This window comes from Natrialbaceae archaeon AArc-T1-2, from assembly GCF_030273315.1.
In the GTDB taxonomy this organism is placed as follows: Archaea; Halobacteriota; Halobacteria; order Halobacteriales; family Natrialbaceae; genus Tc-Br11-E2g1.
This window is the reverse complement of record NZ_CP127174.1, coordinates 2307605-2320203: the sequence shown is the minus strand read 5'-3', so window position 1 is coordinate 2320203 and position 12599 is coordinate 2307605. Positions and strand designations below refer to the sequence as shown.

General features: G+C 66.9%; 10 protein-coding genes. 6 read left to right on the top strand and 4 right to left on the bottom strand.

From position 1 onward, the window contains the following. Nucleotides 1–41: 41 nt before the first annotated feature. Nucleotides 42–239 carry a DUF5800 family protein gene (locus QQ977_RS11915; protein WP_285925981.1) on the bottom strand — a complete coding sequence of 66 codons (198 nt, stop codon included), beginning with the start codon at nucleotides 237–239 and terminating at the stop codon, nucleotides 42–44. A gap of 116 nt (nucleotides 240–355) precedes the next feature. Here QQ977_RS11915 and QQ977_RS11910 point away from each other — a divergent pair, with 116 nt between their 5' ends. From QQ977_RS11910 to QQ977_RS11890, 5 genes are all read left to right on the top strand, one after another. Further along, nucleotides 356–1210: a polymer-forming cytoskeletal protein gene (locus QQ977_RS11910; RefSeq protein WP_285925980.1), complete on the top strand. Its 855-nt coding sequence runs from the start codon at nucleotides 356–358 to the stop codon at nucleotides 1208–1210. 57 nt (nucleotides 1211–1267) lie between these two features. Beyond that, nucleotides 1268–1918 carry an HVO_0476 family zinc finger protein gene (locus tag QQ977_RS11905; RefSeq protein WP_285925978.1) on the top strand — a complete coding sequence of 217 codons (651 nt, stop codon included), beginning with the start codon at nucleotides 1268–1270 and terminating at the stop codon, nucleotides 1916–1918. Nucleotides 1919–1925: 7 nt separating this feature from the next. Further along, the gene (locus tag QQ977_RS11900) at nucleotides 1926–2588 is read left to right on the top strand and encodes a protein-L-isoaspartate(D-aspartate) O-methyltransferase (RefSeq protein ID WP_285925977.1); all 663 of its coding nucleotides are present in this window, start codon (nucleotides 1926–1928) and stop codon (nucleotides 2586–2588) included. A 342-nt stretch (nucleotides 2589–2930) separates the two neighbouring features. Further along, a complete protein-coding gene (locus QQ977_RS11895; RefSeq protein WP_285925975.1) occupies nucleotides 2931–5219 on the top strand; it encodes an amino acid permease in 2289 nt (762 codons plus the stop codon). A 240-nt stretch (nucleotides 5220–5459) separates the two neighbouring features. Next, the gene (locus QQ977_RS11890) at nucleotides 5460–6581 is read left to right on the top strand and encodes an ABC transporter substrate-binding protein (protein ID WP_285925974.1); all 1122 of its coding nucleotides are present in this window, start codon (nucleotides 5460–5462) and stop codon (nucleotides 6579–6581) included. A 14-nt stretch (nucleotides 6582–6595) separates the two neighbouring features. On the opposite strand, the gene QQ977_RS11885 is transcribed toward QQ977_RS11890, so the two are convergent. From QQ977_RS11885 to QQ977_RS11875, 3 genes are all read right to left on the bottom strand, one after another. After that, nucleotides 6596–7387 (bottom strand): phosphopantothenate/pantothenate synthetase, encoded by a 792-nt coding sequence (locus QQ977_RS11885; RefSeq protein WP_285925973.1) that lies wholly within the window; start codon nucleotides 7385–7387, stop codon nucleotides 6596–6598. A gap of 74 nt (nucleotides 7388–7461) precedes the next feature. Further along, on the bottom strand, nucleotides 7462–10293 hold the full coding sequence (locus tag QQ977_RS11880) for a DUF1508 domain-containing protein (protein WP_285925972.1): 2832 nt from the start codon (nucleotides 10291–10293) through the stop codon (nucleotides 7462–7464). Between the two features lie 333 nt (nucleotides 10294–10626). Next, complete coding sequence (locus tag QQ977_RS11875) at nucleotides 10627–11454, bottom strand: pantoate kinase (protein ID WP_285925971.1); 828 nt, start codon at nucleotides 11452–11454, stop codon at nucleotides 10627–10629. A gap of 209 nt (nucleotides 11455–11663) precedes the next feature. Between QQ977_RS11875 and QQ977_RS11870 the strand changes: the two genes are divergently transcribed. Next, nucleotides 11664–12599, top strand: a complete 936-nt coding sequence (locus QQ977_RS11870; RefSeq protein WP_285925970.1) for a hypothetical protein — start codon at nucleotides 11664–11666, stop codon at nucleotides 12597–12599.

Sequence of the window (12599 nt, the reverse complement as noted above, 5' to 3'; positions counted from 1 at the left end):
GGGAGGGCGGTTCGCCGGCCGACGGCGACCGGGGCGAGCGCTCAGTCGAGAATATCTCCGATCCGTCGCGGCTCGCCTTTCAGGTTCGGCTGTTCGGCGACCATCTTCAACACCTCGTGGTCGGTTACCTCGTAGTAGGGTTTGTCGATCGCTTCCTCGACGAGATCTCGCTCGAGGCGGAACTCGGTTCCTTCGTAGACGACGTCGACGCCGTCCTCGTCGAACGCGAGCGTAGTCATGGCGAGTTCTAGACGGTGGGGGGTCAAAAGGGGGGCGGATGCGATCGTCGGTCGCCGTCTGCCGTCCGTCAGACGTCGCGCGGGGTTTATTACGGCCGCGTCGCATCGATTGGAGTGTGGCGTTCAGCAGGGATCCGTTCACCGAACTCGTCGTTCCGTCGGGCACCGAAGCCCAGGAGCGCGATCTCGTGACCGACGGGGACGTCCTCGTCGGCGCGCGCTCGAGCGTCGACTTCGGCGTTCGCGGGCGAAACGTGATCGCGGGAGAAGGAGCGCGCTTCGCGGGCGACATCGAGGCAGACGGCGACTGCCGGCTCGACATGTGGTGTGAAGCCGACGGGAACGTTCTCGTCGGCGAGGATGCCTACATCGGCGAACGGGTCCACGTCGGCGGCGAGTTGAAAGTCGCCGGCGATTTGGACATCGGCGACGACGTCGAGGTCGAGGAGGGATTCGAGGCAAACGGCTGGATCGTCATCCGCAACCCGATGCCGACGATCGTCTTTCTGTTCGTCTACCTGAAACACCTGCTTCTGGTCGGCGACGAAGACACCGCCCGACAGCTCGTCTCGGAGCTACTCGAGGACGACGCAGACGACGACGTCGACCCGCTCGTGATCCCTCGGAACGCGACGGTCAGCGACGACGCCTGGCGCGTCTCGACGCCGGCGACGATCGGCGACGACTGTCGGCTCTACGGGAACGTCCGCGCCGAGACGGTCGACGTTGGTGCGGGCTGTAACATCTTCGGTAGCCTGCGAGCCCGCGGCGACGTCGCCATCGGTTCCGAAACCAGAATCCACGGCGACGTGACGACCCGCGACGGATCGGTCACCGTCGCCGAGGGAGCCCGCGTCCTCGGCGACGTCTCTGCCGTCGACCTCGAGCTCGGGCCCGGTGCCGAGGTCGACGGGACGATTCGGGCAGACGGCGAGATCACGATGGCGACGGGCGAACGCGACATCGAGTGACAGCGGTGGCCGGAGCGGTCCAATCGTCTTTTACGGTCACGGCGTGTACGAGACGGTATGAACGAGACACAGGACCGCATTCCGACGCCCTGTCCGGCCTGTTCGCCGGAGCTCGAGACGGTCCACGAGGTTCTCTCGACCGGCGGCGCGGTGACGGTCCGCTGTAGCGAGTGTGGCCACGTCCACAAGGTACAGCCCGAACCCGAACGCGAGGTGACCGTCGACGTCGTCATCTCCCAGGACGGGGAGTCCGTGACCGCGAACGTGACGACGCCCGAAGGCGAGACGATCGCGGTCGGCGACGAGTTCATCGTCGAGACCGAGGAGATGCTCGCGACCGTTCGAGTGACGAGCGTCCAGGTCGGCGACGAGAAACGCGTCGAGGAGGCCACCGCAGACGACGTCGTCACCGTCTGGAGCCGCGAGGTCGACAACGTCGGCGTCAACGTGACGATCCACCCACAGGACGGCTCGCGAGAGGACAGCCGGAGCACGACGGTGTACGTCCCCGGCGACGACGAGTTCGAGGTCGGATCGGTCGAGGCGTTCGGCGACGACGAGTTCGAGATCGACGCCGTCGTCGTCCGCGACGACGCGGCCGGTTACGATCGCGACCGGTACGAACTCGAGGGTGACGCCGTCCTCGCGAAGGACGCGAAACGGGTCTACGCCTACGACCAGCAGACCTCCGCCTGGTCCGCCTGGTAGTGGTCCCATGCCCGTTCCCGGACCCGGACCCGACCCCGACCCCGAGGTCGACCTCGAGCGCGCCCGCGAGCGGCTGGTCGCCGGCCTCGAGCGGCGCGTCGACGACGAGCGCGTGCTCGAGGCGATGGCCGCCGTCCCACGACACGCGTTCGTCCCCGACGAGCGCCGAGATAGCGCCTACGCGGATCGGCCGCTGCCGATCGGCGACGGCCAGACGATCAGCGCGCCGCACATGGTCGCCGTCATGGCCGAGCTGCTCGCGCTCGAGCCCGGCGAGGACGTCCTCGAGGTCGGCACCGGCTGTGGCTACCACGCCGCGGTGACGGCCGAACTCGTCGGTCCGGACCACGTCTACACCGTCGAGTACGGCGAGGAACTCGCCGAGGGGGCACGCGACCGGCTCGCGGAGCTCGGATACGAGGACGTCTCGGTGCGGATCGGAGACGGTCGCGAGGGGTGGGCCGAACACGCACCCTACGACGCCGCCTACGTCACCTGTGCGACGGCCGACCTCCCCGACCCCGTCGTCGACCAGGTCCGGACCGGCGGGCGACTGCTCGCGCCGGTCGGGAGGGTTCAGCAGACGCTCGTCCACGCCCGCAAACGCGAGGACGGGACGCTCGAGCGAACCGACCACGGCGCGGTCCGGTTCGTCCGGATGCGGGGGTAGCTCGCACCAGCACCAAGACCATTATATTTACAATGTCTGTGAGTTCTGCCACTGGGTTGGACGTCCGTTCACACCTTCTCGGAAAAATGGCCCGTAAAACGACGGTCGGGCGGAGCTATCTCAGAACTATTAAGACCGCTGGACAGAACGATTCGGCTATGAAACCGGCTCCAATCGTCGCTCGAGTGGCAACGGTCGCGTTCGACGACACCGTTCGATCGAGACCGTTCGGATTCGTATGACTGTCCGATATCATCATCCACCGACGACGCGTATCGATCGCGGACGCTCGAGGTGGACTCTCCCAAGCGGCTGTCCGACGCCGTGGCGAGGTGAGCGTCGATGAGCGAGGAGGAACTCGCGAAAGACCTCGGACTGCTCTCGGCGTTGACGATCGGTATCGGGACGATGATCGGCGCGGGTATCTTCGTGTTGCCGGGCGTCGCGGCCCAGGAGGCGGGACCGATCGTCGTCGTCTCGTTTCTCATCGGTGGGCTGATCGCCATGATCAACGCCTTGGCGGTCAGCGAACTCGGGACCGCGATGCCGAAAGCCGGCGGCGGCTACTACTACATCAACCGCGCGCTCGGGCCGGCGTTCGGCTCGATCTCCGGACTCGGCGACTGGATGGGACTGGCTTTCGCATCCGCGTTCTACTGCATCGGCTTCGGTGGCTACCTCGTCGGTATGCTCGAGGGGACGGCCTTCGCACTCCCGACGCTCGAACTCTGGCTGTTCGTGGTGACGGACATTCAACTCGGGGCGTTGATTGCCGGCGTCATCTTCGTCGGAGTCAATTACATCGGCGCCAAAGAGACCGGCGGCATCCAGACCGTCATCGTGTTGCTGTTACTCGGTATCCTCACCGTCTTCGCCGCGTCGGGACTGTTGCACTTCGACTGGGGGACGCTGACTACCGACGGTTTCGCTCCCACGGAAGACGGCTACGGCGCCGTTCTTCCCGCGACGGCGCTCGTGTTCGTCTCCTTTCTGGGTTACGCAAAGATCGCCACCGTCGCAGAGGAGCTGAAAAACCCTGGGCGGAACTTGCCGCTCGCCGTGATCGGCAGCGTCGCCATCGTCACGGTCATCTACGCCATCCTCGTCGGGTTGATGGTCGGAATCGTTCCCTGGGACATCCTCGACGACGAGACGCCCGTCTCCCAGGTCGCCGAGCGTACGTTCGCCGGACTGCCCGTCCTCGAGGTGATCGGCGTTGGTGCCATCTCCTTTGCGGCGTTGCTCGCAACGGCCTCGAGCGCGAACGCCTCGATCCTCTCGTCGGCCCGGATCAACTTCGCGATGGGTCGGGATCGAATCGTCACCGACTGGCTCAACGAGATCCACCCCAGCTTCGCAACGCCGTATCGGTCGATCGCACTCACCGGCGGACTCATCATCGCCTTCATCGTCGCTCTGGGACAGGATCTCGAGGTGCTGGCGACGGCCGCGAGCATCCTCCACCTGATCGTCTACGCGCTGATGAACGCCGCGTTGATCGTCTTCAGAGAGGCCGACGTGCCCGAGTACGATCCCGACTTCCGGGTGCCGCTGTATCCGATCACGCCGATCCTCGGGGCGACCCTGTCGATCGGGTTGATCGCGTTCATGGAGCCACACGTCATCCTGTTGAGCTTCGCGTTCGTCGTCGGCTCGTTGCTCTGGTACGGGCTATACGGCCGTCAGACCACGACCGATTCGGGCGTCTTGAGCCGGTACGTCTTAGAGCGCACCGAAGCGATGCCCGACGCCGCCGTCTCGGCCGTCGAGGTCGCCAGCCCGGAGCAGGGCGGCCCCGACCGGATCATGGTCCCGGTCGCGAACCCCCGCACTGAGGGGGCGTTGATCGACGTCGCGAGCACGCTCGCGGACGAACGCGACGGCGTGGTCCACGCCGTCCACATCGTCGAGGTCCCCGACCAGACCGCCCTCGAGCGGGCCAAGGCCGCCGGAGCCATCGACGCCGAATCCGAACGGCTCCTCGAGCAGGCACGCGAACGCGTCACAGATCGTGGCGTCGAGATCGAGACCACCACGATCCTCTCGCATCGCTCCTTCGAGGAGGTCTTCGACGCCGCCCGTCGGTACGACGCCGACACCGTCGTGATGGGCTGGGGCGAGGACCGACCGTGGAGCGCGGGACGTGCCGAGCGCCCGCTCGACGAGCTCGCGATGGACTTGCCCTGTGATTTCCTCGTCTTGCGAGACCGGGACTTCGACGCCTCCCGCATCCTGTTGCCGACCGCCGGCGGTCCGGACTCGGATCTGGGCGCGGAGGTCGTCCGGTCGCTGCAGTCGGCGGTCGGCGCCGACGTCCGCCTGCTCCACGTCGTCGACGACGAGCACGAGCAGGCGGCCGGCGAGACGTTCCTCGCGGAGTGGGCCGACGACCACGACCTCGCCGACGCCGACCTGACCGTGGACACCACCGGCGACGTCGAGGGAGCGATCGCCCGCGAAGCCGACGACCGGACGCTGGTCGTGATCGGGGCGACCGAACGCGGGCTGCTCTCACGACTCGTCAAGCGTTCACTCGTGTTCGACGTCGTCGACGAGGTCGACTGTTCGGTGTTGCTGACCGAGCGACCGACCGAGCGGACGCTCTGGGAACGGCTGTTCCGACGCGAGTAGTCCTGCTCATCTCATACTGTCGGGCGAAAATCTGTGAGATTTTCGCCCGCCAGTATTGACCGCGGTTTTTCAGTGTCCGGGCGCTCATCACGGGACAGCGGTCCCGTTCTTCGCGCCCTCTGTTTCGTCGACAGTCTGGATATCCGTCTCTTTCGTTCACGTACTTCCGTCCGACAGTATCACCCCACGCTTTTTATCGATCACGACGTGGCTTTCCTATGGATACCAGGGAGTTCCCCGGTGCTGTCCGAGGCCGATCGGCCGTTCGTCGATCGCCTCGCCGCGGGACTCGGCGACGAGCCCGCCCGGGTGCTGGCGTTCCTGGTCTTGCGTTCGGAACAGTATCCGGACGCCGATCCGCCGACTGAGACGGTCGTCCAGATCGGGACGGGGCTCAACCGGAGTCGGGTCGGGGACGCGCTCGACACCCTGGACGAGAGAAATCTGGTGGTCGAGACGACCGTCCGGACCGAGACGCCCGGCCGGCCGCCCACCGCCTGGCACGCGTCGGAATCGGGAGACCGGCAGGAGGTGGTCCGCCGGGTCCACGACGGACACGCCGAGCGATTACTCGCCCAGGGACGGCGGCTCTGTGGCGATGCAGACGACAGCGAAAACGGACGCGAGGGCGACGAGCGAGAAGTCGACGATCTGGGAGTCGACGATGGCGATTCCGACGACTCCACTGTCGACGTCACGATCGGGCTCAACTGGCAGCCAAACGGTCTCCAGCTCCCGATTTATGCTGCGATGACGGCCGGGAGCTACACGACGCGGGAGACGTTCGGCGACGCGTTCGAGCGCGTCGGTCAACTCGAGGGTCGTCGCGTCGGCATGCCGGCCGCCTCGGAGACCAGCCTGCTCGGTCGGCTCTTTCTCACGCAGGCGGGCGTTCTCGAGGACGTCGAGTGCGTCGACCTGGCGGGCGAGGAACTCGCGGCGCTCGAATCGGAGTCGGTCGACGCCGTCACGGGCATGTTCTTCGATCCGCTCCGGCTCGAAGAGGCGGGCGCGACCGTCGACGTCGTCCACGTCGCCGACCGGTTCCCGGTCTACGGCCCGGCGCTCGTCACGCGCGAGGACGCGGTACCGAACCGCCGTCGGCTCCTCCGGGCGATCGTCGGCGGAACGGTCGAAGGCTGGACCGTCGCCACCCAGTCGCCGGCCGACGCCATCGAGTGCGTCGCGGCGCGAACGGACGCCGCCGCGGCGTGGATCGAACGCGTCTTCGACCGTGCGGTCGCGAGGTTCGGCTCGACGGAGGCGGTCAGAAAACACGGCTGGGGGTGGCACGACCGCGAGACGTGGACCCGACTGGAGACCGCCCTCGCACAGGTCGATCTGCTCGAGTCCGAGCCCTGACCGGGTTCCCCGTATCAGTCGTCGACCGCACCGCGTCGGATCCGTTCTTCTGCCTCCGCGAGCGCGTCGTCGGGGTCGAACGACTCGACGACGGCCTCGAGGTCGGCCGGATCGGCGTCGGCCAGCTCGCGAGCGTGGTCGGTGACGTTCGGCACCGCCCGGACGATGTTGTCGACGATCGGTACGTCGGCGACCTGGGGCGAGCGCGAGAGTGGGTTGAGGTCGATGACGATCTCGGTTTTGCCCAGTTCGTCGAGCGCCTCCGCGCGATCGCCGTCCTCGAGTGGCACCATCACGACGTCGGCTGCGTAGATGCCGTCGGCGTCGACTTTCGCGCGTTCGTGCTCGAGGTTCGGGAGTCGGGCGTCCGCCTCGAGGCCCTTGATCTCCCCGGCGTCGGCACCGTGCTCGCGGAGGTGGTCGGCGATCGCCTCGATCCGTTCGGGCGTTCGGTTGAAGAGGTTGATCTCGAGGTCGGCCTCAACGGTCTCGGCGAGGATGACGATCTCCCCGGGGACGAGCGCCGCGACGTTGCCGTTGATCGAGAGGACGGGATGGTCCGCTAACAGCAGGTGGGCGGCTGCCGCCCGTTCCGCCTCATCGGCCGTCGGGAGCGTCTGTTCGCCGAGCAGGTAATCGAACGCGCTGCCCCGTCCCTCGGCGTGCATCCCCTGGAGGTGGGTGATCCCCTTCTCGACGCCAGCCTCGATCCGGTGGCGGGTGAGCAGGTCGGTGTACCGGGGATGATCCGCCGGAATCTCGTCCTCGTGGTCGACCTCTGGCGGGGCGGTCTCGTGGTCGCTCATGAGTCATCGTCCGTGTGGCCGAGGAAAAACCTCGTGATTCGCTCGAGTGACCCCCCGACGGGAGCCGACGGCGGTCACTCGGTAAACGTGATCCAGCCGTCGGGTGCGTGAGACTTGACGTCGTTCATCGCTTCCCGTGCGTCCGTCCGGGTCTCGTATACCCGGGTGCTCTCGGCCATCGTCGCGCCGTGTTCGTCCACCAGTTTCCAGATCCAGCCGTCGTCGTCCGTGGCGTGTAACTCGAAGGCAGCACCGTCGATCTCGAGGATGCTCGCGTGGTCGATCAACTCCCGAACGTTCTCGAGGTCGTCTCTGAGCTTCTCGCCCGTCGCGTAGCGTTCGACGCCCGTCGCGACCGTCGTCCCGTTCGCGTCGATGAGCCGCCAGCGCCACCCGTCGTCGCTCTCGTACAACTCGAACGACGCCACGTCGAACTCGACCCGGCCGGCTGCGGGTGCGAGTCGGCGGATTCGATCGATCTCGTCGACTGCAGCCTCGCGGCCGGCGTACGTTTCGCCACAGACGCCGAGGGTCTCGCGGTCGGCTTCGATCAGTTCCCACGCCCAGCCGTCGCGATCGGAGAGCCGGATGGCTGCCGTCTCGATGGTGAAGATTGGGGCGTCCGCGGCGTGGCGCGTGACTCGTTCGACGGCGTCGAGGGTGACGTCCCGGCCGGCGTAGGCGTCGGCCGACTCCGCGACGACGGACCGATCGCGTTCGAGCAGCCGCCAGCGCCACTCGTCGTCGCCGTAGAGCTGGACGGTCACGTCGCCGATCGTGTGCCGACTCCCGTTTTCGGCCGTCTCGCGGACGCGACCGAGGCTCTCGAGGAGTTCGTCCCGCGTCGGGTGCGTGCCCTCGCCTCTCGCGACGGTGTCGTTGGTGGGAAGGACGAACCGCCAGTGCCAGCCTTCTTCGTCGCTTTCGAGCTGGAAGATCGCACGCTCCATCGTTCGCACGTCCGCCTCGAGGTGGTCGACCAGCCGGTCCATCGCCTGCTTTGCGGCCCCGCGGGTCGGGTGCGTGGTCGGGTCCTCGGCGACCAGCTTGCCGCCCTCGTCGATGAGCCGCCACCCCCAGCGGTCGTCCTCGTCTCTGAACAGCTCGAAGGCGGCCGTATCGATCTCGAGCAGTTCGGCGTCGGGGGCCTGTTCTTTCAGCGTCATCATCGCCTGGGCGGCTTCGTCTCGCGAGGTGTGTTCCTCGCCGCTGTCGGCGAGGACGGTGCCGTCCTCGTCGATGAGCCGCCAGCGCCACTCGCCGTCGTCGGCCTCGTAGACCTGGAACGCGGCGTTTTCGAACTCGATGAGGTCCGCCTCGCTCGCCTGGCGTCGCATCCGGTCGATCGCGTCCCGGGCGTCCGCCGGATCGGCGTGGGGGGTCGTGCTGTCGGCGACGACGTCGCGACCGTCCGTCACCAGCCGCCAGCGCCATTGCGTGTCGCCCTCGTCGTCTTCATCCCCGCTCGCGCGGCTCTTCTCGCCCATCTCCGGGTACACCTCGTACTCCGCACCGTCGATCTCGACGACGTCCGCGTCGGCGGCGCTCGAGCCGAACCGGTCGATCTGGCGTTCACCGTGGCGGTCGGACTCGAGGTCGGACGGGGATCGGGCAACCACCTGTTCGCCGGCGTCGACGAGCCGCCAGCGCCAGTTCTCGCCGCGTTCGTACAGCTCGAACGTCGGCTCGCCGGCGACCGTGACCGACGCCGACCCGAGAGCGGACAGCAACGCCTCGGTGGCGTCCTCGGCGTCCCGACGCGTCTCGAAGGTGACGGTGCTCTCGGCGACGACGTCGTCCCGTTCGTCGACGAACCGCCAGTGCCAGCCCTCCCCGCGTTCGCGGAGTTCGACGCCGAGGTGTGAGATGGTGAGCAGCCGGGCCTCGTCGAACTGATCGGCGAACGCGGACGCGGCGTCTTCGGCCCCGGCCTGGGTTCGATAGCCGGACTCGTCGGTCGCGAGCACCGATCGGTCGTCGTCGAGCAGCCGCCAGCGCCACTCGCCGTCGTCCTCGTAGTAGTTGAACGCGGCACCGTCGATGTCGACGACGTCGGCTTCGGGGCCGCGATCCTTGAGAAAGCTCACCGACTCCTCGACGCCGTCGCGGTCGTCGAACTCGCGTGTGGCGTCGGCGACGACGCTGCCGTCCTCTCGCATGAGCAGCCACCGCCAGCGACCGGTCTCGTCTTCGTACAGCCGAAACGCCGACGTCGTGATCTCCATCAAACCGGCGCTTCCGATCTTCGATCTGACGTCGTCGATGTCCGACTCGGCCGCCGGCCTGTTTATCGCGCGCTCTTCGCTTCGGGCAAGCGCCTCGAGGTGGAGCACGTGCCAGACCCAGTCGCCGTTCTCGTCACGAAAGACCGCGAACTGGGCGCCCTCGAGGGCGTCGCCCGTGAGGATCGGCGGATCGTCCGTGACGCCTTCTTCCTCGACGAACATCCCCTTTCGGCCGGTCACGACGGGCACGAGCGCGGTGACGCCCGCGATGATCACGAGACCGGTCGTGTAGATCATGATCACCTCCACGCTGTAGTCCGCGCCGTGGCCTCGCCAGTCGCTGGGATAGACGACGCCGAACGAGCCGACGCCGACGAGCGCGACGAGGAGGCCGACGACGCCCGCCTGGATGCCGCGTCGACGTACCGGCAACATGAGGACGATCCCGAACAGTCCGATCGACAGCCCTGCCGCTGCCGTGACGGCGGAGACCCTGATGTGAAAGAACGAATCGACCTCGGCGGCGTAGCCGACGACGAACGTGAACACGCCCGCCGCTCCGACGACGTAGCCGACGATGAACAGCCAGTAGCCGTAGACGTCTTTCGCGGAGTCGGGCTCGCCGACGTAGTGTTCGTACAACCGAAACAGCTTGTCGTGAGCGTCCGAAAGTCCTGACATTCCCTAACCCGAACCGATAACTAGAACGACGGATAATAAGCTTCTGGCCAAATATAAACTAATATTTGTATCGAATCTATCTATTCCTGCTTGGAGTCACGTCATTACCCTCGATGACACACCATCCGATCGGACTGCACCGGCCGTGATCGGCGGCGATCGAGCGACCGAGCGCGCCTTTCCGGGTTTTCCGGTCGTGGCCTCGAGCGTTCTCTTGGGCAGGATCTCTCGTATCAGGGTGCGGTCTCGGACTCGTCGGTTGCAGTATGTCAACTGAAAAATGTGCCGGTAGCTACTTCAATCCGCCCCGGCTCCCCCCCGACGGCCGTCGGCTCACTTCAGCGTCGCGCCAGCCGGATGAGTCGCACACACCGACGGCTCGTAGCCCGCATCCGACAGCCCCATCCCGAGCGCGAAGACCGTCTCGCCGAGCATCGCCATCGACGCGTGACCGTCGACCGCGGCGACGTCCTCGAGCGCCTCGCGAACGCGCGGGGTCAACAGCTCTGCCTCCCGAGCGAACCGCCGCGAGGCGTAGATGAACGACGGCAGCGTCGGCTCCTCGACGATCCGCGACAGCGCCTGTCGTCCCGCCGCCGTCAGCTGGTCGGTGTCACCCGAGAGCACGTCGGCCGTCGAGAGCTCGCCGAAGGAGACGTACTCGACGCGCGCTCGCGCCGGGACCGCATCGAGAGCGTTGTGCTGTGGACCGCCCGGCTCGAGACGAATCGGCACCCCGCCGTGGGCCTGTGCGACGACGTCGCCGAGTCCCGTTCCCGCCTTCACCTCCGCGCCGTGGGCGATCGTCACCAGTTCGTTCGCCGAGAGCTTCCGGTCGAAGACGCGATTCGCCGCCAGCGCCGTTCCAAGCGCCATCGCCCCAGAGACGCCAAAGCCTGCCCCGAGTGGCAGCTCCGACTCGACGGCTACCCGTGCCCGGACCTCGAGGGTCTCCAGTACCGTCCACACCGGCTCGACGTCGATCGGCTCGCCCTCGAGCAGTAGTTCGCTTTTCTCTGCCGGTCGCACCGTCACCGTTACCCCGTCCGTGAGCGTGAGTCCGGCCCCTCGAGAGCCGGCTTTCGTCGGGTCGTCGGCGTGGTGAGCACTGAAAAACCCCGTGATGTGCCCGGGAACGAACGCCGTCGCCTCGTCGGTCATTACACCCGTCGTTTCGGCCGCGGCGATATAACCTTGAAGATTTGTGGTGTCGACCAGCCTGCAGGGGAACGACGCTCTCGGCACAGGTCACACGCCGATCGCACTCGAGACGCCGTCGTCCGCTCTCCGTTCCCCGACCTTGATTTTCCCATCGAACCCAGTAGCCGTATGGCTCACGAGTGTGACGACTGCGGCAGCGTTTCGAGACGTTGAGCAGCCTCCGACTGCACGACTGTCCCGGCGATGACGCCGCCGACGAAGAGTCGATCGGCAACGACTGGCTCGAAGATCGCGGCCGATCGCGTCGCCGGGAACGCGAGCGGATGGCCGCACGCGTCGTCGACGACGAGTTCGAGGAGGCCCTCGAGCGAACACGATCGCCCGATCCGGCCGCCGCCGTCACGGCACTGGCTCGATACGAGCGCGAACTCGAGGCCGCGCTGGAACGCGACGACGGCGGGGAGTCCTACCGCGCCGTCTTCTGGACGTACTACGAACCAGTTGTCGAGTCCATCGACGCCGTCGCCCGGGAAGATGGCTGGCCGTTCCTGCTCGAGGTCGCCGAAGCCTACGACCACCGCGAGGACGGGACGCTCTCGGACGCGACCGCGGTCGTCGCCAACGTCGTCGCCCGGAGCGTGATCCGCGCTCGTCTCACCGAGGGCGTCGACGCAATTCCCGTCGCGGCCCTGACCTACCTCGGATCGATCCCGACGTTCGACGACGGCTCGTTCGAAATCGCCTGGGAAGAGTCCCAGCACGTCGGCTGGGCGATCGGTCATCCCGAGTACTCGCTGGAGGAGACCGTTCTCGAGGCCGTCGAAGACGACGACATCTGGGCAGGGGCGGCCACGTTCAGGGCACTCCACACCGACCAGGAAGCTGCAGCGCCGCTTTACGCCGAAGTCATCCGGCGCGCCGACGACGTCGGATTCGTGCTCGATCGACTCGCACATCTCGAAGGAATACCCAACTGGAGCGTGTTCCCGCGTGGCTGGGACGTCGACGCCGAATTCGACCGTCACTTCACCCTCTCGCTCGAGGAGTCAACCGAGAACCAGCTCCGGGAAGCGATCACCGAAATCGGCTACGACGAACGGCTGCCCGAGGACTGGACGCTCGAGGACCTCGAGCTCCGGTGGTGA

Bases quoted from the DNA above. Each gene is read 5' to 3' on its own strand.
- QQ977_RS11875 (WP_285925971.1), bottom strand. From the start codon at position 11,454: ATGACCGACGAGGCGACGGCGTTCGTTCCCGGGCACATCACGGGGTTT.
- QQ977_RS11895 (WP_285925975.1), top strand. From the start codon at position 2,931: ATGAGCGAGGAGGAACTCGCGAAAGACCTCGGACTGCTCTCGGCGTTG.
- QQ977_RS11885 (WP_285925973.1), bottom strand. From the start codon at position 7,387: ATGAGCGACCACGAGACCGCCCCGCCAGAGGTCGACCACGAGGACGAG.
- QQ977_RS11880 (WP_285925972.1), bottom strand. From the start codon at position 10,293: ATGTCAGGACTTTCGGACGCTCACGACAAGCTGTTTCGGTTGTACGAA.
- QQ977_RS11905 (WP_285925978.1), top strand. From the start codon at position 1,268: ATGAACGAGACACAGGACCGCATTCCGACGCCCTGTCCGGCCTGTTCG.
- QQ977_RS11900 (WP_285925977.1), top strand. From the start codon at position 1,926: ATGCCCGTTCCCGGACCCGGACCCGACCCCGACCCCGAGGTCGACCTC.
- QQ977_RS11915 (WP_285925981.1), bottom strand. From the start codon at position 239: ATGACTACGCTCGCGTTCGACGAGGACGGCGTCGACGTCGTCTACGAA.